This window comes from Streptomyces sp. NPDC059994, from assembly GCF_042737755.1.
Classification (GTDB): domain Bacteria; phylum Actinomycetota; class Actinomycetes; order Streptomycetales; family Streptomycetaceae; genus Streptomyces.
In genome coordinates, this window is sequence record NZ_JBHWUR010000032.1 from 52,520 (window position 1) to 70,040 (window position 17,521).

The following is a 17,521-nucleotide window of genomic DNA, read 5'->3' on the forward strand; positions in this document are numbered from 1 at the left end:
CCGCTGCTGTACGCCCGGCCCACGCCCCTGCCACAGGGGGAAGGGCAAAGCGTTCCCCGCGCACGCGGGAGTCGCCCCACGGCTGTCCGGTGCGAACGGCATCCTGAACCCCATCACGATATTCCGCTGATGACCTGTGGCATCGGCGAGGAAGCAGAAGAACATGGCCAGCCTGCTCGACTCCGTCAACGCCGCGGCGATCCGCAGCGACGTCCCGGCCTTCCGCCCGGGTGACACCGTCAACGTCCACGTGCGCGTGATCGAGGGCAACCGCTCCCGTATCCAGCAGTTCAAGGGCGTTGTCATCCGCCGCCAGGGCGCCGGCGTCTCCGAGACCTTCACGGTCCGCAAGGTCTCCTTCTCCGTCGGCGTCGAGCGCACCTTCCCGGTGAACTCCCCGATCTTCGAGAAGATCGAGCTCGTCACCCGTGGTGACGTCCGCCGCGCGAAGCTGTACTTCCTGCGCGAGCTCCGCGGCAAGGCCGCGAAGATCAAGGAGAAGCGCGACAACTGAGCTCCGGCTCGGCGGTGAGCTGCGGCCCACCACACTCGCGCACGGTTCCACAGGACGGGCGGATAGGCTCTGCCCCCGATGGACACCGAAGCACAGCACACGGAGCGCGACCTCCCCTCCACCCCCCAGCCGGGGCGGCCGGAGCGGGGGTCGCGCTCCGCGCGTTTTACCGCCGTCGCCGCCCACCTGGAAGGGCCCTGGCGCAAGACCGCGGCCCTGTTCGTGGTGTGCCTGCTCTTCCTGCTGCTGCTCAGCCACTTCGTCCTGCAGCCCTTCCTGATTCCCAGCGGCTCCATGGAACCCACCCTGAAAGTGGGCGACCGGGTCCTGGTCAACAAGCTGGCGTACCGCTTCGGCAGCCATCCGGCCCGCGGTGACGTCGTCGTCTTCGACGGCCGGGGCTCTTTCACGGACGAGGCGCCCGAGGGGAACCCGGTGGGCAGGGCCCTTCGTTCAGCCGTTGCGGCCCTGGGGCTGACGGAGTCCGCCGGGAACGTCTACGTGAAACGGGTCGTCGGCATCGGCGGCGACCGGATCGTGTGCTGCGACAAGGGCGGGAGGGTCCAGGTGAACGGAACACCGGTGACCGAGGAGTACGTGCACCCGGGCGACACCCCCTCCGAGGTGCCGTTCGACATCGTGGTGCCCGACGGCACCCTCTTCGTCCTGGGCGACCACCGCTCGCACTCCAGCGACTCCCGCGACCACCTCGGCTCCCCGGGCGGCGGCATGGTGCCCGTGGACCACGTGGTGGGGCGGGCCGACTGGATCGGCTGGCCCTTCGGCCGCTGGTCGGGGATCGGCGGCTCCGGCGCCTTCGCGCGCGTGCCCGCACCGGGCGGCGCCCATGGGTAACCGCGGACGCCCGCGCTCGGCGCCCCGCCCGGCCGACGAGCAGCCGCTGCTGCCCACCGGCACCCGGCCGACGTCGCGTGCGGCGACGCGGGGAGCGGCCGCCCGGCCCGCCCCGCAGCCCGGCGCGTTCGCGGCTTCCGAGGCGCCCACGGCCGAACCGGCCGGCCCCGACGGCCCTTCGGGACGCTCCGGGCCCACCTCGCCTCCCGCGGAGGCAGCAGCCGGCGCCGGGCGCCGGCCCGGCCGCCGGGCCCAGCAGGGCCGGGCCGACCGGCGCAGGCTCGCCCGGAAGGTGAAGCGCCGCCGACGCAGGTCCGCGGTGAAGGAGATACCCCTGCTCGTCGGGGTGGCGGTGCTCATCGCCCTCGTACTGAAGACGTTCCTCGTCCAGGCCTTCGTGATCCCGTCCGGCTCGATGCAGCAGACGATCACCATCGGCGACCGGGTGCTCGTCGACAAGCTCACGCCCTGGTTCGGCTCGAAGCCGCAGCGCGGCGACGTGGTGGTCTTCGAGGACCCCGGCGGCTGGCTCAAGGACGAGAAGAAGACGACCGGCGGCAGCGACCCGGTGGTCGTCAAACAGGTCAAGCAGGCCCTCACCTTCATCGGGCTGCTGCCCTCCGACAACGAGCAGGACCTCATCAAGCGGGTCATCGCGGTCGGCGGCGACACCGTCAAGTGCTGCGACGCCAACGGCAAGGTCACCGTCAACGGCGTACCCCTGGACGAGCCCTATGTGAACCCGGGCAACCCGCCCTCGGAGATCAACTTCGAGGTGAAGGTGCCCGAGGGACGGCTGTTCATGATGGGCGACCACCGCTCGAATTCGGCCGATTCCCGCTTCCACCTCAACGAGGCGTACCACGGGACCGTCTCCGAGGGCGGGGTCATCGGGCGGGCCGTCGTCATCGGCTGGCCCTTCGACCGCTGGAAGTGGCTGGAGGAGCCAGCGACATTCGGCTCGGTGCCGGACGCGCCCGGCAGGTCGGACAACGCGCTCGGTGCGTCGCATAGGGTGTCCTCCCGGGATCCGGCTGCGGATCCCGGGAGATCACGTGAAGTAGCAGTAAATAAATCGATATCGGATGACCCGAAATCGAACGAAGCAATCCCGCCCCCGAGCCCTGCGGAACTCCCGCTCGTTATGGGAGTGGTGGGCCTGCGCCTGGCACGGCGCGGGCGGTGGCACGGAGTGAGGAGTGGATGTGGGGGATTTGGCGGTCGGCGCACGATCCGGACACGACGAGCCCGAGGAGCGGCCGGACCGGCACGCCGACTCTCCCGCACAGGCTCAGGCCGCCAGCGGTGGTGGCGGCACCGCCGACGGCGGCTCGGGAGGTGACGGCGAGCCGGGCGGCGGCTCGGACCCCATCCCCAGGAAGCAGCGCTCCTTCTGGAAGGAGCTGCCGCTGCTCATCGGCATCGCGCTGATCCTCGCGCTGCTGATCAAGACGTTCCTGGTGCAGGCGTTCTCGATCCCCTCGGACTCGATGCAGGACACCCTCCAGCGCGGTGACCGCGTCCTGGTCGACAAGCTGACGCCGTGGTTCGGCTCCACGCCCGAGCGCGGCGAGGTCGTCGTCTTCCACGACCCGGGCGGCTGGCTGGAGGACCAGAAGCCGGCCGAGCCCAACGTGGCGCAGAAGTTCCTCAGCTTCATCGGCCTGATGCCGTCCGCCGAGGAGAAGGATCTGATCAAGCGGGTCATCGCGACCGGCGGCGACACCGTGGAGTGCAAGAAGGGCGGCCCGGTCAAGGTCAACGGCCACGCCTTGAACGAGCCGTACATCTTCCCCGGCGACAGCGCCTGCGACGATATGCCGTTCGGCCCGATCAAGGTCCCCAAGGGCCGGATCTGGGTGATGGGCGACCACCGCCAGAACTCGCTGGACTCCCGCTACCACCAGGAGCTGCCGGGCGGCGGCACCGTCTCCGACGACAAGGTCGTGGGCCGCGCGTTCACCATCGCGTGGCCGCTCAACCGCCTCGACTGGCTCGGCATCCCGGGCACCTTCGACCAGAAGGGCCTCAACGGCATGGGCTCGGCGGCCCCGGTGGCCGCAGGGCTCGCGGGCGCGGTGCCGCTCGTGCTGTGGCGCCGCCGCCGGCTCACCCGGCCGAGTGACGCGATCGAGGGCACCGACCTCACCCGGAAGGGCTGACCGCGCGGGATACCGCCGGGTAGGGTGCCGTCCCGGATCGTCGATCTCCGGGGCCCGCGCAGGACGCGGGCGACCGGGGGAGGAGCACTGGGATGAGCGGAACAGGACGTACGGACGACGGCCGCGGCCGGGGTCTCGGCAATCTGCTGTCGGGACTGGCCGTGGCCGTCGGCTGTGTGCTCTTCCTCGGCGGGTTCGCCTGGGGCGCCGTCGAGTACAAGCCGTACACGGTGCCGACCCAGTCCATGAACCCGACGGTCAAGGCGGGCGACCGGGTCCTCGCCCAGCGCATCGACGGCGCTGACGTCAAGCGCGGCGATGTGGTGATCTTCAAGGACAAGGTCTGGGGCGACGTCCCCATGGTCAAGCGCGTCGTCGGCATCGGCGGCGACACCGTCAAGTGCTGCGACCAGGGCGGCAAGCTGACCGTCAACGGCCAGGCGGTCGACGAACCGTATCTGCACAACACGGCCCCCTCCACGACCAAGTTCAGCGCCACCGTCCCCAAGGACCAGCTCTTCCTCCTCGGCGACGAGCGCGACGTCTCGCTGGACTCCCGGGTGCACCTGGAGGACGCGGCGAACGGTTCGGTGCCGCGCTCGGCCGTCAGCGCGCGCGTGGACGCCGTGGCGTGGCCGCTGGACGGCATGCTGAAGCGTCCGACGGGCTTCAAGGCGTTTCCGGGCGGCATCTCCCAGCCCGGCCCGCTCACGCTGGTCGTGGGCGCGGTGGTCGCCGGAGCCGCCCTGATCGTGGTCGGCGCGGCCTACGGACCGCTGGCGCGACGCCTTGGCCGGCGCGGGGCGGCGGGGCGCAAGGTGCCGGTCGGGGGGCAGTGAGGTGGGCGGGGCCGGTGGGCAGCCCGGCGACGAGTCGGCGGGGTTTCGCAAGGTGGCCCGGGTCGTGCTGCTCGATCCGCAGGACCGCATTCTGCTGATGCACGGATACGAACCGGACAATCCCGACGACACCTGGTGGTTTACCCCCGGCGGCGGCCTGGAGGGCGACGAGACCCGGGCCGAGGCGGCGCTGCGCGAGCTGGCCGAGGAGACGGGAATCACGGACGTGCAGCTGGGGCCGGTGCTGTGGCGCCGGAGGTGCTCGTTCCCCTTCGACGGCCGCCGCTGGGACCAGGACGAGTGGTACTTCCTTGCCCGTACCGCCCAGACCGAGGCCGCGCCGACCGCCCTCACCGAGCTGGAACGACGCAGTACCACGGGGCTGAGGTGGTGGACCTCCGCCGAACTGTCGGCGGCCCGTGAGACGGTGTACCCGACCAGACTCGCCGAACTGCTGCGCACGCTGCTCGACGAAGGTCCTCCGGGTGCGCCGGTGGTCCTGGCTCCGGAAATCGTCCAGGGGTCCGGGGGGCTGACGCACAATAGGGGGACGCACGGCTGAAGGGGAACATGCCATGAGCGCCGAGGACCTCGAAAAGTACGAGACCGAGATGGAGCTGAAGCTCTACCGGGAGTACCGCGACGTCGTCGGTCTGTTCAAATACGTGATCGAGACCGAGCGGCGTTTCTACCTCACCAACGACTACGAGATGCAGGTGCACTCGGTCCAGGGTGAGGTGTTCTTCGAGGTGTCGATGGCGGATGCCTGGGTCTGGGACATGTACAGGCCGGCCCGGTTCGTCAAGCAGGTCCGCGTCCTGACATTCAAGGACGTGAACATCGAGGAGCTCAACAAGAGCGACCTGGAGCTCCCGGGGGGCTGATCTGATCTCCGCGTCCACGGCGCTCGCGGTGTTCACGGCCTCTGCGGCGTTCGGGGCGTCCACCCATTTCGCCGCGTCCACCGTGCGGGTGACCGGGTTATCCACAATGGCCCGGCTGTCCACCAAGATCCACTCGATGGCGGCGGGTGCGTGACAGTCGGTGCCGGAGGTGGTGCCGAAATGAACGCACGAGGAGCACTCGGGCAGTACGGCGAAGACGTGGCGGCCAGACTGCTGGCCGACGCCGGAATGACAGTGGTCGCCCGCAACTGGCGGAGCGGCAGGACCGGAGAGATCGACATCGTCGCCCGTGACGGCGACGTGCTGGTGGTCTGCGAGGTCAAGACACGCAGAGCGGGCCCGTACGAACACCCCATGGCGGCCGTCACCCCCGCCAAGGCCGAGCGGCTCAGACACCTCGCCGAGCGATGGCTGGCCGACCACGGAGGACCACCACCCGGCGGCGTCCGCATCGACCTCGTCGGCGTCGTCCTGCCCCAGCGCGGCGCCCCCCGCGCCGAACACGTGCGGGGGGTGGCGTAGATGGGATTCGCCCGCACCTGCTCCGTGGCGCTCGTCGGCGTCGAGGGCGTCGTCGTGGAAGTCCAGGCAGACCTGGAACCAGGCGTCGCCGCCTTCACCCTCGTCGGCCTGCCCGACAAGAGCCTCAGCGAAAGCCGCGACCGTGTCAGAGCCGCCGTCGTCAACTCCGGCGGCGACTGGCCCCAGAAGAAACTCACCGTCGGCCTCAGCCCCGCCTCCGTCCCCAAGGGCGGCAGCGGCTTCGACCTCGCCGTGGCCTGCGCGGTCCTCGGCGCCGCCGAGCGCATCGACCCCAGAGAACTCGCCGACCTCGTGATGATCGGCGAACTCGGCCTCGACGGCCGGGTGCGCCCCGTGCGCGGCATCCTGCCCGCCGTCCTCGCCGCCGCAGAGGCCGGATACGAACAGGTCGTCGTCCCCGAACAGACCGCGGCCGAAGCGTCCCTGGTCCCCGGCATCTCCGTCCTCGGCGTACGGAGCCTGCGCCAGCTCATCGCCATCCTCACCGACGAACCCGTGCCCGAGGAGGAACCCGACCAGCAGGGCAGACCCGACGCCATGCTCGCCGGACTCGTCGTCCCCGGCGCCGGAGTAGGCACCGGCCTGTCCATCGACGCCGACAGCAGCCAGCCCGACCTCGCCGACGTCGCCGGTCAGCGCACCGCCCGCATTGCCCTGGAAGTCGCCGCGGCCGGCGGCCACCACCTGATGCTGTACGGACCGCCCGGCGTCGGCAAAACCATGCTGGCCGAACGGCTCCCCGGCATCCTGCCGCCACTCACCCGCCAGGAATCCCTCGAAGTCACCGCGATCCACTCGGTCGCCGGAATCCTGCCCCCCGGCAAACCCCTCGTCCACAAAGCCCCCTACTGCGCACCCCACCACTCGGCGACCATGCAGTCCCTCATCGGCGGAGGCAACGGCCTGCCACGGCCCGGAGCCGTCTCCCTCGCCCACCGGGGCGTCCTGTTCCTCGACGAGGCCCCCGAGTTCAGCGGCAAGACCCTCGACTCGCTGCGCCAGCCCCTGGAAGCCGGACACGTCGTCGTCGCCCGCAGCGCGGGCGTCGTCCGCCTCCCCGCCCGCTTCCTCATGATCCTCGCCGCCAACCCCTGCCCCTGCGGCCGCCACACGCTGCACGGCGCGGGCTGCGAATGCCCCCCGTCCGTCATCCGCCGCTACCAGGCCAGGCTCTCCGGACCGCTCCTCGACCGCGTCGACCTACGCGTGGAGGCCGAGCCGGTCCGGCGCGAGGACCTGCTCGCCCAAGGCGGACGCGGCGAAACCACGGCGATGGTCGCCGAACGCGTCCTGGCCGCCAGGAAACGGGCCGCCGCCCGCCTCCAGGGCACGCCCTGGACCACCAACAGTGAAGTCCCCGGACACGAGCTGCGCACCCGCTGGGTCACGGCCCCCGGAGCCCTCGCCGCGGCCGAACGGGACATGGAACGCGGCCTGCTGACCGCCAGAGGCCTCGACCGCGTCCTACGCGTCGCCTGGACCCTCACCGACCTCTGCGGCGACGACCGCCCGGACGAGACCCACATCGGCCTCGCCCTGGAGCTCAGAACGGGCATCTCCAGGGGTGCGCCGCTGCCGGTGGGGGGTGCGGGGTGAGGGCGGCTGCGGCTGCGCCTGGGGATGGGGATGGGCTTGGCCGTGGCTCGGGGGCCGGGGAGGGATCCGGTTCCGGGGCTGTTGCTGGCCCCGGGCCTGGCCCCGGTTCCGGACCCGCTCATGGCGTTGGGGCCCTGTCCGGCTCCGGGTTCGTCCCCGGCCCACTTCCCGGCCGAGCAGGGGGACTGCCCACCGGGGCGGCTGCTGGGCCGGTCGGCGAGGAGCGCTTGGTCGGGAAGGGGCTGGCCGGTGGCGTTGGCGGCGATGGTGGCAGTGTCGGCGCGGGCGCGGGCGCGGGCGAGGGCGAGGGCGAGGGCGGCCAGGCCCGGGGCTGCCCCGACGGCGACGACCGTGAGCGGCTGGCGCGGGCCGCGCTGACCAGGGTCATCGAGCCGGGGGACGAGCGGGGCGGCCGATGGCTGCGTACGTACGGGGCGGTGGAGCTGATGCGGCGCCTCACCTCGCCCGAGGATGCCGAAGGCCCGCTCACCGGAGTGAGCGCCGCGCGGCTCGCCGGGTACCGCAGACGCGCGGCGGGCGCCGAGCCCGAGCGGGATCTGGACACGCTGGCCGCGCTCGGCGGGCGGTTCGTCTGCCCCGGAGACCACGAATGGCCAGGACAGCTCGACGACCTGGGCGACGCCCGCCCGGTCGGGCTCTGGCTGCGAGGCCCGGCCGACCTGCGGATATGGGCACTGAGGTCCGTCGCCGTGGTCGGCGCCCGAGCCTGTACGCCCTATGGCGCCCACATGGGTGCCACACTCGGCGCCGGGCTCGCCGAAAAAGGCTGGGTGGTCGTCTCCGGCGCCGCCGCCGGCGTGGACGGCGCCGCCCATCGCGGCGCCCTCGCGGCAGGAGGCGCCACCATCGCCGTCCTCGCCAGCGGGGTCGACGTCGTCTACCCGCGCGCCCACGCCGGGTTGATCCGCCGCATCGCCGAACAGGGCGTACTCGTCGCTGAGTTGCCACCCGGCGACCACCCAACCCCCAGCCGGTTCGTCCAGCGCAACCGCGTGATCCGACCTTCTCTGGGGGTCCGGCTGTTGGGGCGGCGAGAGTCTCGCATCGGTGCAGCTCAGCGCGGATGAGGTGCAGCCTAGCCATCACGACAGGTGTGGTGCGATCACCGATTCGAGTGAAGGTGTATGGCTGGGGCATCGGGCATAGGCTGATGCGGGGGAGCTGGAGGCGTGATGAGCGATGGCATATCAGGGGCCCGCTGTTCCAACTGCGATCATGTCTTCCCGGACCCTGTAGCTGCGGCGGCAGAGCCTCCAGGAACTCCCTGCCCCTCGTGCGGTGCCCCAGACCGAGTCATCGACGTTCAAGCGTCGGATTCGGGTGAGTTTCACGAGCTCGTGAAGAACCTGAAAGGGAAGCGCCCCGGAGTGAAGAAGCCGGACTTCGAGCTCCGTGCGGGGGACGAGCTGATGAAGAGCTCAGGACGGTGGATGGACAAGTACCGTCGTATTGATCGCGTTAGCGATCAATACGACGAGTCTGTGATCGACCAGGAGACGGGCGAGATCGTTCACGAGTGCCACGAGCCTCTGACTGAGCACTGGGGACACGGATCGGCTAAGCAACGACCTGACCCGGCTGGTTAACGAGGCGGCGCCGGTTGGTTCAACGCCCGGGTCAGCTCGCGGTTGGCGCCTCGCGCCGCCGCGAGCTCCTCGGTTCGTTCGTCGAGTTGATCCCGTACTTCCGCGAGTTCTTGCTCAAGCATCGCGATGCGCCGCTGTAGCTGGTCGACGTCGGTCGGGGCGCCGAGCCCGGAGTCGGCCCATGCGGAGTCTCCGAGAGATTCGGAGAGGCGTCTCTCCAATTGCCGGACCCGTTGTGTGAGCCGCGTGTTGCGCTCCAGCGCGTTGGCCAGGTCGGCCTGGAGCGAGGCCCTGGTCACGGCTGCCTGCCGCCCTTCGGGCGGTGGGCTGGCCGCGGCGGTGTGGACGCGTTCGAGCAGGTCCCGGTGTCGATAGAGGAAGGTGCGGTCGACCCGTGCCTCGCGAGCGAGCCCGGACACGGTGATGTCCTCGCCGCTTCGGAGGGCCGCGTCGATGGCCTTGAGGACGCGTTCGCGCCGACGGGCCGAGTCGGCCTGCTTTCCTTCGATCATGGGGGCGGTCATGAGGCTCTTCCGGGACGGAGGTCGGGCAGCGGCTGGCGGATCTTTGGCATTCCGAGTGAGACGACGTGGCGGCTGTTGCGGACCAGGCCGACGGCCTGCTCGATCTGGGTCCGGTCTTCGCCGGTGAGGCCGGCGAGGTCCTCGCGGACGCGGCGGACCAGGCGTCTCACCCGGGTGATCTCCTCATCCGAGGGCATCGCTTCGCTCTTGGCCCAGGAATCGGCGTCCGCGAAGGCCGCGAGCCGTTCCCGGTTCCGCAGGAGATCAGCCAGGTATGCCTCCAGGTCCGGCAGATAGGACACGTCGGTGCGGAAGTGACCGCAGCCGACGCAGCGGAACCGCACCGGGCAGTCGTGGCCGCCGGCCGCGACGTTCGACGGCTCGGAGCAGACGCCGTAGGGAACGGCGACTTCGCCGACGGCTCGGCGGGCGTGTTCGGAGTCGAGTAGGTTCTTGGCCTGGCGCCAGACGCGGTTGCCGTGCCGGTCGAACTGCATGGCGGTGACGCGGTCGATGGCCTCTCGGCGGCGGGTCTCGCCAACGCGGTAATAGCGTTGAGTGGTGTCGAGTTGGCGATGATCCATAAGCCCTCTGAGGACGTCGATGGGGACGCCTGCGTCGGCATGTCGTTGTGCGTAGGTGTGCCGGTAGGCGTAGGGGAAGATGTTCGCCTTGTCGTAGGGGAGCATCTCGGTGACGCGTTCGCCGTCGCGCAGGACCACGGTGGGGACGCGGAAGTCGGGCAGCGAGTCGACCCAGTTCCGATGGGCGTCGCTGATCCACCCTTCGCTGACCGGCTTCGTGCCGTCCGGGTTCATCCGGATCGAGGGAAGCAGCTTGAGGCCCTTGACCGGGGTGTCCGGGAACCGGGCCCGCGCACGTTTCTGCTGATCGAGGATGACCGTTGCGGTCGCCTCGGGGATGGGCAGCCGCCGCCCGTTCCTGAGCGCCTTGTGGTTGTCATAGACCAGCACGGGTTTGCCGTCGCTGTCGCGTTCGAGGCAGTCCCAGCCCAGGGTGCGGATCTCGCCGGGGCGCCGTCCGGTGTCCATGAGCAGCTCGACGACGGTGCGGATCACCGGGTCCTCGCCGGAGCCCAGCGAGTTCAGGCGGTCGCAGAGCTGGCGCATCACCTCCGGCGGGAGGTCGTGGCCGGCCTCGGTGTCCTCCGGATCGTCGGGAACGTCCTCCCAGCGCAGGCAGAAGTCGCTGCTCAGGCCGTGCAGCGGGTGACCCGGCTGGTCCAGGCCGAGCGTTCTCATCCTGGTCAGCAGCCGTCTGACGTCCCGGCCGATCCGGCAGCGGCGGACCGCACTGATCTCCTCTCGTTCGTGCAGGAATCGGAGCCGGTTGAGGAAGTGCAGCACGTCCTCCCGGACGAGCAGCCGCGGGGCGGTGCCCCCGTCAGCCCGGTTGAGCCGGAGGCTCGCCGAGAGGTGTGCCAGCGAGTTGATCTGACTCTGGACGGTGTTTCTGATCTTGTGGCCGCGGCGTCCAGGAACGTCATCGACGGCCCAACTCTTGGCGGCCTCACGCAGCCAGGGCTGACTGATCTCGCTGAAGTACAAGTTCCCGGCGAATCCGAAGGCGGCACCGTCCCAGGTGTCCTTGTGACGCTCGGTCTCCGGCGACAGCTGGGAGCGGTCGCAGTGCTTGAGGATGCCCCTCAGGAGTCGCTGGAGGTTCTTGGGCAGCGGGCTCGGGTCGAGTTCGCTCAGTGAGCCGAGTTGCTGGGCCCGGACAAGATCGGCGATGCCTCGGGTGTCCCCGTCGAGCTGTCGGATTCCTTCGGCGTAACGCTGTTGCAGGCCGTAGAGGAGTTCGGCGACGACCCGGTCAGGAAGGCCGCGCAGGCTGACCTTCCCCGACTCGGCGATTCCGGTCGCTGTCCGCCGCCACGTCTCCTCGTCGTGCGCATAGCCATTTCGGCGAACGATCTTCCACCGGTTCGTATGGGCATGGCAGTAGGGACCTCGGCCGTGCCGATCCCTCGCGCAGGCCGCGACCTGACACGGCCCGAAGCCCGGCAGCGGCCGGACGTCCGGATGACGGATGAACTCCTCCACCGGCAGGCAGAAGATGTTCTCCTGCTGGTGACCGTGGGTGGTGCACAACGGTCTGGTCGACGTCATCCAGGGCCTCGCGCAGTGCGGGACCCGGCAGTTGGAGATCCCGATCCCTCGCCAGGACCGCACGGTGTTCGCGACGAAGTCCTCGAACTCCTGGCCCCGCCGTTCCATCTGCTGCCAGCAGGCGACGCAGATCCCGCGGTGGGCCTTCACGAAGGCCATCTGTTCGCAGCCGACCACGAGGCACTGAGGCCCTCCCAACAGCGGGTGACCCGCCGGGAAGGTCAGCACCCGGACACTGGAATCCCAGCTCATCGTGCTGAGGAAGTCCGGCTTCAGCGCCGCCAGGAGCTCAGCAGTGAGCGGGTCTTCGATCGGGCGAGCCGGAGCAAGGGCCAGGGTCACCGGGACTCTCCCTCGCTCAGCTGCCGCGGTGAGGGAACCCGCTCGACCGCCTCACGCAGCCGTGCCGCCTTGGGGTGCAGATAGGGCCGTGCCGAGGCGGGGTTCTTCTGACCCAGCAGGGCCTGGACCTCGTCGAGGCTGCCGCCCGCGTCCGCGACGTTGCTGGCCATGGCGTGGCGACACATGTGCGGGGAGATCGGCCGGTCCAGCCCGGCCCGCCTGGCCAGCGACTCCACGAGCTCGCCGATCGCGTCCGGGGTGACGGGGGAGCCGTAGGGCGGGCGGAAGAGGTTGACCAGGAGGAAGTCGCTGCCGCCGGCCCCCAGCAGCTCGAAGCGCTCCACCGCGTACTGATCGAAAGCCTGGACCACCAGGAAGTCGACGGGGAACCAGACGGAGGCCCGGCGCTTGGACCAGGCGTTGTTCTCGTTCTGTCGCCGGACGACGTGCAGGTGGGCGCCCTCGACGGCGCAGCCCAGGGACCGCGAGTCCATCAGCAGGTGGAGGTCGGTGCGGTGAAGACCCGCGGTCTGACCGCGCCGGAGACCGACCCGGGCGAGTAGCAGCAGGATCAGCCGGTCACGAGCCGAGCGGCAGGCGAGGAACATCGCGACGATCTCCTCGTCGCTGGCCCGGTCGACGTCGGTCTCCGGTTCCTGGAGCCGGTGGCGGGCGCGCAGCCGGTAGCGCAGCCCGCCGTTCTCTCCGCGTGCCTCGTAAGGCAGGTCCCGGTCGTCGCCGAGCTCGTAGAGCTGTTCCAGCACCCAGGCCGGCACCGCCTTGTTCACCACGGCGTGGGTCAGGAACATCCGGACCGCGGTCAGCACCTTGTTGATCCGGCTCTGGCCCCGGACCGGCTTCGAGCCCGGCCCCGGCACCACGGTCACGTGCTGTCCGCCGTCGCCGGGCGTCCACTTGAGCCAGAGCATGAACAGGCCCATATCGCGGACCGCGGTCCGCCAGTCGCGTCCCGTGCGCACGCACCAGCGCAGAAACAGAGACACCCCTTCCGCGTACGACTTCGTCGTACTCTCCGCCCGGTCCCGCGCGAGTCTCAGCTCCCGCAGGAACCGATCAGCGCTCTCCATCACCACCAGGTCGTCATCCACCACGGTCCAGTACCTGGTGCCCGACGGCATCCGTACAGGGAAAGCCCGCACGTGTATCCCCACTCCACGAGACAATCGCAACGATCCACCGCAGAGCCACACCCCTTGAGTACCGCTGCAACATCCCCAACGAGAAGGGGAGTTGCAGCGTCACACCACAGCTACCGAACCCCCGGAGAACGCGGCCCTCACCCGGGGCACCGTCGTGGTCGAGGCCGAGTACCGCAGCGGCTCCCTTGTCACCGCGCGAAACGCCCAACGGCTCGGCCGCCACACCATGGGCGTACCAGGACCCGCCACCAGCGGACTCTCCGCCGGAGTCCACGAACTGCTGCGCGGCGACGCCGCCCTGGTCACCGATGCCGCCGAAATCGTCGAACTTGTGGGGGAGATGGGCGAACTGGCCCCGGCACGCCGGGGCCCCGTCCTGCCCAGGGACCTCCTCGCCCCCGCCACCGCGCGCGTACTCGACGCTCTGCCCGGCCATGGCGAAGCCCCCGTACGGGACATCGCCCGCGAGGCGGCGACCACGCCCGAGGAAGCACTCGGCAGGCTGTACGAACTGCACTCCCTGGGGTTCGTCGAACGCGAAGGGGACGGCTGGCGGTTGACGTCGAGTCCGCTCCGTACGCCCGGCACGCGGCGAGGCGGTGCTTGACCTGGAGCATTCGGGTGAAAAGGTAAGGCCGATGACCACCGAGGGCCGCACGCCAGCGCTTTCGGGGCCGACGCACCCCGCGACGGCCCCCGCCCCCGCGCGCGACCGGCCGCCCGCACCGGGCAAGCCCGATCCCCCGACGTTTGCGCACCGCAACAGCCCGGTCACGCTACGCTCACGAGAACCCCGCAGCAGAGACAGCTCCCCGCTCACGTCACAGCAGAACGGCTCAAGGCAACGAATGCCCCAGCACACCTCCGGGTCTGATCGCACGGCAGCTCCCCCCGCTGCCCGCGCCGGCGGCACCGTGCGACCACCGGCGCCCTCGTCCGTCGACGAACTGTGGCGCTCGTACAAGAACAGCGGCGACGAGCGCCTGCGCGAACAGCTGATCCTGCACTACTCGCCGCTGGTCAAATACGTCGCGGGCCGGGTCAGCGTCGGGCTGCCGCCCAACGTCGAACAGGCCGACTTCGTCTCCTCCGGAGTCTTCGGACTCATCGACGCCATCGAGAAGTTCGACATCGAGCGGGCCATCAAGTTCGAGACATACGCCATCACGCGCATCCGGGGCGCGATGATCGACGAACTCCGCGCCCTCGACTGGATCCCGCGCTCCGTACGGCAGAAGGCCCGCGCCGTCGAGCGCGCCTACGCGACCCTCGAAGCACAGTTGCGCCGTACGCCCTCGGAGAACGAAGTCGCGGCCGAGATGGGCATCGCGGTCGAGGAACTGCACGCCGTATTCAGCCAGTTGTCGCTCGCCAATGTGGTCGCGCTCGAAGAGCTGCTGCACGGCGGCGGCGAGGGCGGCGACCGGCTCAGCCTCATGGACACCCTGGAGGACACCGCCGCCGACGACCCCGTCGAGGTCGCCGAGGGCCGCGAGCTGCGCAGACTGCTCGCCCGCGCCATCAACACACTGCCCGAGCGCGAGAAGACGGTCGTCACCCTCTACTACTACGAAGGCCTCACCCTCGCCGAGATCGGCAACGTCCTCGGCGTCACCGAGAGCCGCGTCAGCCAGATCCACACGAAGTCCGTCCTCCAGCTGCGGGCCAAACTGGCCGACGTGGGCCGCTGAGCACCACCCCGGAAAATCGCCCCTCCGCGGATCCCGCCCCAGCCTTACAGTGGAGCGGTGCCAAGGATTCGAGCGGCCTCAGTGGCCGAGCACCGCGCCATGCAGCGCGCCGCCCTGCTGGACGCCGCACGCTCCCTGCTGTCCCTGGGCGGCACCGACGCCCTGACTTTCCCCGCCCTGGCCGAGCGAACCGGGCTCGCCCGGTCCTCCGTGTACGAGTACTTCCGCTCCAGGGCCGCCGTCGTCGAAGAGCTCTGCTCCGTCGACTTCCCGCAGTGGGCGGCCGACATCGAAGCCGCCATGCAGCAGGCCGCCGGGCCGGAGGAGAAGGTCGAGGCGTACGTACGCCGCCAGCTGGAGCTCGTCGGCGACCAGCGTCACCGCGCCGTCGTCGCCATCTCCGCCAGCGAGCTCGACGCCGGCGCCCGCGAGAAGATCCGCGCCGCCCACGGCGGCCTCATCGCCATGATCGTGGAAGCCCTCGGCGACCTGGGCCACACCCAGCCACGCCTCGCCGCGACGCTCCTCCAGGGCGTGGTCGACGCCGCAGTCCGCCGCATCGAACTAGGCGCGGCGGAAGACCCGGCGGCGATCACGGACGCGGCGGTGGGAATGGCCTTGCGAGGCGTGGTCGGCTGACCCCCGGGGGCCTCCCCCCCCGCCCCCCTCCCTCCCCCCCCGCCCCCTCCCTAACCCCCCGCCCGCCCTACCCCCCCATCACCGGCAGCAGCCGCGAATGCCCCCCACGCACCAGAGCCAGCGGGTTCACATAGGCATCCCCCCGTTTCAGCCCCCAGTGCAGGCACCCCTCCTTCCCGCAATGTGGCGGTTCCGCGTCCAGAACCGCCACCCGCTGCCCCGCCGACACGCGCTCGCCCGGGTGGACGAGGGCGTGGACCGGCTCGTACGTCGTCCGGAGTGGTGGGCTTCCGGAGCCGTCCAGGGTGATCGTCAGGACGCCCTGGCCCGCGACGGGGCCGGCGAAGGTCACCCGGCCCGCCGCGACCGCACGGATCTCCCCTCCCGGTGGCGCCGCCAGGTCGACGCCGCGGTGGCCGGGGCCGTACGGCGTGGCCGGGGGGTCCCAGCCCCGTACGACCACCGGTGGACCGGGGACGGGCCATGGCCTGCCGGCGGCCAAGCCCCGGGCCTCCATGGCGCCGGCCAAGGCCACTGGCGCGGGCGCGACTCCTCCCCGCGCTCCCGCCGGCCCGCCCGCCGTCAGGGATGCCCCCGCCACCCCCGTCGCCCCCAGGGCGAGCAGGGCGCGGTGTAAGCAGCGGCGGCCTGGTGTGCGGTGCGTGCGGTGCGTGCGGTTCATGAAGGAAGCATCGCGAAGTACGGCGTTTCTCGGTGATCATGGGCCGGGGCTGTGGACAACCAGCCGGTTGTGGACAGTGGCGTCACCCGGCACGGTGAGGGTCCCGTACACTTCTTGTGGCGATCCGGGTCACCGGGTCGACTTCGCACGCCCCGCCGGTGGTCCAGACCACTGGCCGCGCCTCTCGGTCCTTCACCTGTCACACGGTGCGGGGCACGGCGCATCGGGGCGTCAGGCGCGGCAGCCACCCGGCAGTCGCGATAACCGAGTACCTCAAGGAGTACGGCCATGGCCGTCGTCACGATGCGGGAGCTGCTGGAAAGCGGCGTCCACTTCGGTCACCAGACCCGTCGCTGGAACCCGAAGATGAAGCGCTTCATCTTCACCGAGCGCAACGGCATCTACATCATCGACCTGCTCCAGTCGCTGTCGTACATCGACCGCGCCTACGAGTTCGTCAAGGAGACCGTCGCGCACGGCGGCTCCATCATGTTCGTCGGTACGAAGAAGCAGGCTCAGGAAGCCATCGCGGAGCAGGCGACTCGCGTGGGCATGCCCTACGTGAACCAGCGCTGGCTCGGCGGCATGCTGACCAACTTCTCCACCGTCTACAAGCGTCTGCAGCGCCTCAAGGAGCTTGAGCAGATCGACTTCGAGGACGTCGCGGCCTCGGGTCTCACCAAGAAGGAGCTCCTGGTCCTCTCGCGCGAGAAGGCCAAGCTGGAGAAGACCCTCGGTGGTATCCGCGAGATGTCGAAGGTTCCCAGCGCCGTCTGGATCGTCGACACCAAGAAGGAGCACATCGCCGTCGGTGAGGCGCGCAAGCTCCACATCCCGGTCGTCGCGATCCTCGACACGAACTGCGACCCCGACGAGGTCGACTACAAGATCCCGGGCAACGACGACGCGATCCGCTCCGTCACCCTGCTCACCCGCGTGATCGCCGACGCCGTCGCCGAGGGCCTCATCGCCCGTTCCGGCGCCGCCACCGGTGACTCGAAGCCGGGCGAGAAGGCCGCCGGCGAGCCGCTCGCCGAGTGGGAGCGCGACCTGCTTGAGGGCGACAAGAAGGCCGACGACGCCGAGGCCCCCGCGGCTGAGGCCCCCGTCGCTGAGGCCCCTGCGGCCGAGGCCGCTGTCGAGGCTCCGGCCGCCGACGCCGAGAAGCCGGCCGAGGCCGCTGCTGAGGCTCCGGCCGACGAGGCTCCGGCCGCGGACGCCGAGCAGGCCTGACCTTCACGGTCTTCGCTTCGGCGGTGACGGCGGGGGCACATGCTGTGCCCCCGCCCGCACCCCCGAGCCCCCGAGAAAATTAAGAAAAAGAGTGAAA

16 protein-coding genes and 2 pseudogenes are annotated in these 17,521 nt (G+C 70.4%); 14 read left to right on the forward strand and 4 right to left on the reverse strand.

Annotation, left to right across the window (positions count from 1 at the left end):
* Positions 1-163: 163 nt before the first annotated feature.
* The 10 genes and pseudogenes from rplS to ACFWA7_RS18285 form a co-directional block, all read left to right on the forward strand.
* A complete protein-coding gene (rplS, locus tag ACFWA7_RS18240; RefSeq protein ID WP_385546403.1) occupies positions 164-514 on the forward strand; it encodes a 50S ribosomal protein L19 in 351 nt (116 codons plus the stop codon).
* Between the two features lie 78 nt (positions 515-592).
* A complete protein-coding gene (gene lepB / locus ACFWA7_RS18245; protein ID WP_385823848.1) occupies positions 593-1,369 on the forward strand; it encodes a signal peptidase I in 777 nt (258 codons plus the stop codon).
* The gene (lepB, locus tag ACFWA7_RS18250) at positions 1,362-2,711 is read left to right on the forward strand and encodes a signal peptidase I (protein ID WP_385823850.1); all 1,350 of its coding nucleotides are present in this window, start codon (positions 1,362-1,364) and stop codon (positions 2,709-2,711) included. Before lepB (ACFWA7_RS18245) ends, lepB (ACFWA7_RS18250) begins: the two co-directional genes overlap by 8 nt.
* Positions 2,712-2,826: 115 nt before the next feature.
* Complete coding sequence (gene lepB / locus ACFWA7_RS18255; RefSeq protein WP_385823865.1) at positions 2,827-3,531, forward strand: signal peptidase I; 705 nt, start codon at positions 2,827-2,829, stop codon at positions 3,529-3,531.
* Between the two features lie 92 nt (positions 3,532-3,623).
* A complete protein-coding gene (gene lepB, locus ACFWA7_RS18260) occupies positions 3,624-4,370 on the forward strand; it encodes a signal peptidase I (protein ID WP_385546394.1) in 747 nt (248 codons plus the stop codon).
* A 1-nt stretch (position 4,371) separates the two neighbouring features.
* Positions 4,372-4,932 (forward strand): NUDIX hydrolase, encoded by a 561-nt coding sequence (locus tag ACFWA7_RS18265; protein ID WP_385546391.1) that lies wholly within the window; start codon positions 4,372-4,374, stop codon positions 4,930-4,932.
* A 13-nt stretch (positions 4,933-4,945) separates the two neighbouring features.
* The gene (locus ACFWA7_RS18270) at positions 4,946-5,254 is read left to right on the forward strand and encodes a DUF2469 domain-containing protein (RefSeq protein WP_003965949.1); all 309 of its coding nucleotides are present in this window, start codon (positions 4,946-4,948) and stop codon (positions 5,252-5,254) included.
* A 180-nt stretch (positions 5,255-5,434) separates the two neighbouring features.
* Entirely contained in the window at positions 5,435-5,797 is a 363-nt protein-coding gene (locus tag ACFWA7_RS18275; protein ID WP_385546385.1) for a YraN family protein, read from the forward strand.
* Positions 5,798-7,414 (forward strand): YifB family Mg chelatase-like AAA ATPase, encoded by a 1,617-nt coding sequence (locus ACFWA7_RS18280; protein WP_385823852.1) that lies wholly within the window; start codon positions 5,798-5,800, stop codon positions 7,412-7,414.
* A gap of 242 nt (positions 7,415-7,656) precedes the next feature.
* Positions 7,657-8,433, forward strand: a pseudogene (locus ACFWA7_RS18285) (DNA-processing protein DprA); the annotation flags it as partial.
* 584 nt (positions 8,434-9,017) lie between these two features.
* Here ACFWA7_RS18285 and ACFWA7_RS18290 read toward each other — a convergent pair.
* Genes ACFWA7_RS18290 through ACFWA7_RS18300 form a run of 3 tightly spaced genes read right to left on the reverse strand, consistent with a single transcriptional unit; the run spans position 9,018 to position 13,158 of the window.
* Complete coding sequence (locus ACFWA7_RS18290) at positions 9,018-9,545, reverse strand: DUF6262 family protein (RefSeq protein WP_385823854.1); 528 nt, start codon at positions 9,543-9,545, stop codon at positions 9,018-9,020.
* Entirely contained in the window at positions 9,542-12,019 is a 2,478-nt protein-coding gene (locus tag ACFWA7_RS18295) for a tyrosine-type recombinase/integrase (protein ID WP_385823856.1), read from the reverse strand. Before ACFWA7_RS18295 ends, ACFWA7_RS18290 begins: the two co-directional genes overlap by 4 nt.
* Positions 12,016-13,158 (reverse strand): tyrosine-type recombinase/integrase, encoded by a 1,143-nt coding sequence (locus ACFWA7_RS18300; protein WP_385823858.1) that lies wholly within the window; start codon positions 13,156-13,158, stop codon positions 12,016-12,018. Before ACFWA7_RS18300 ends, ACFWA7_RS18295 begins: the two co-directional genes overlap by 4 nt.
* 82 nt (positions 13,159-13,240) lie before the next feature.
* Between ACFWA7_RS18300 and ACFWA7_RS18305 the strand changes: the two are divergent.
* From ACFWA7_RS18305 to ACFWA7_RS18315, 3 genes and pseudogenes are all read left to right on the forward strand, one after another.
* Positions 13,241-13,786 (forward strand): annotated as a pseudogene (locus ACFWA7_RS18305) (DNA-processing protein DprA); the annotation flags it as partial.
* 241 nt (positions 13,787-14,027) lie between these two features.
* Positions 14,028-14,870, forward strand: a complete 843-nt coding sequence (gene whiG, locus ACFWA7_RS18310; protein ID WP_385546376.1) for an RNA polymerase sigma factor WhiG — start codon at positions 14,028-14,030, stop codon at positions 14,868-14,870.
* A gap of 81 nt (positions 14,871-14,951) precedes the next feature.
* A complete protein-coding gene (locus ACFWA7_RS18315; protein WP_385546431.1) occupies positions 14,952-15,509 on the forward strand; it encodes a TetR/AcrR family transcriptional regulator in 558 nt (185 codons plus the stop codon).
* Between the two features lie 67 nt (positions 15,510-15,576).
* Here the strand turns inward: ACFWA7_RS18315 and ACFWA7_RS18320 are convergent, their stop codons facing one another.
* On the reverse strand, positions 15,577-16,011 hold the full coding sequence (locus ACFWA7_RS18320; protein ID WP_385823859.1) for a murein hydrolase activator EnvC family protein: 435 nt from the start codon (positions 16,009-16,011) through the stop codon (positions 15,577-15,579).
* A gap of 468 nt (positions 16,012-16,479) precedes the next feature.
* Between ACFWA7_RS18320 and rpsB the strand changes: the two genes are divergently transcribed.
* A complete protein-coding gene (rpsB, locus tag ACFWA7_RS18325; RefSeq protein WP_385823861.1) occupies positions 16,480-17,424 on the forward strand; it encodes a 30S ribosomal protein S2 in 945 nt (314 codons plus the stop codon).
* Positions 17,425-17,521 lie beyond the last annotated feature (97 nt).

Coding starts and splice junctions, on each gene's coding strand:
- rplS (WP_385546403.1), top strand. CDS start 164: ATGGCCAGCCTGCTCGACTCCGTCAACGCCGCGGCGATCCGCAGCGAC.
- lepB (WP_385823848.1), top strand. CDS start 593: ATGGACACCGAAGCACAGCACACGGAGCGCGACCTCCCCTCCACCCCC.
- lepB (WP_385823850.1), top strand. CDS start 1,362: ATGGGTAACCGCGGACGCCCGCGCTCGGCGCCCCGCCCGGCCGACGAG.
- lepB (WP_385546394.1), top strand. CDS start 3,624: ATGAGCGGAACAGGACGTACGGACGACGGCCGCGGCCGGGGTCTCGGC.
- ACFWA7_RS18270 (WP_003965949.1), top strand. CDS start 4,946: ATGAGCGCCGAGGACCTCGAAAAGTACGAGACCGAGATGGAGCTGAAG.
- ACFWA7_RS18275 (WP_385546385.1), top strand. CDS start 5,435: ATGAACGCACGAGGAGCACTCGGGCAGTACGGCGAAGACGTGGCGGCC.
- ACFWA7_RS18280 (WP_385823852.1), top strand. CDS start 5,798: ATGGGATTCGCCCGCACCTGCTCCGTGGCGCTCGTCGGCGTCGAGGGC.
- ACFWA7_RS18290 (WP_385823854.1), bottom strand. CDS start 9,545: ATGACCGCCCCCATGATCGAAGGAAAGCAGGCCGACTCGGCCCGTCGG.
- ACFWA7_RS18300 (WP_385823858.1), bottom strand. CDS start 13,158: ATGCCGTCGGGCACCAGGTACTGGACCGTGGTGGATGACGACCTGGTG.
- whiG (WP_385546376.1), top strand. CDS start 14,028: ATGCCCCAGCACACCTCCGGGTCTGATCGCACGGCAGCTCCCCCCGCT.
- rpsB (WP_385823861.1), top strand. CDS start 16,480: ATGGCCGTCGTCACGATGCGGGAGCTGCTGGAAAGCGGCGTCCACTTC.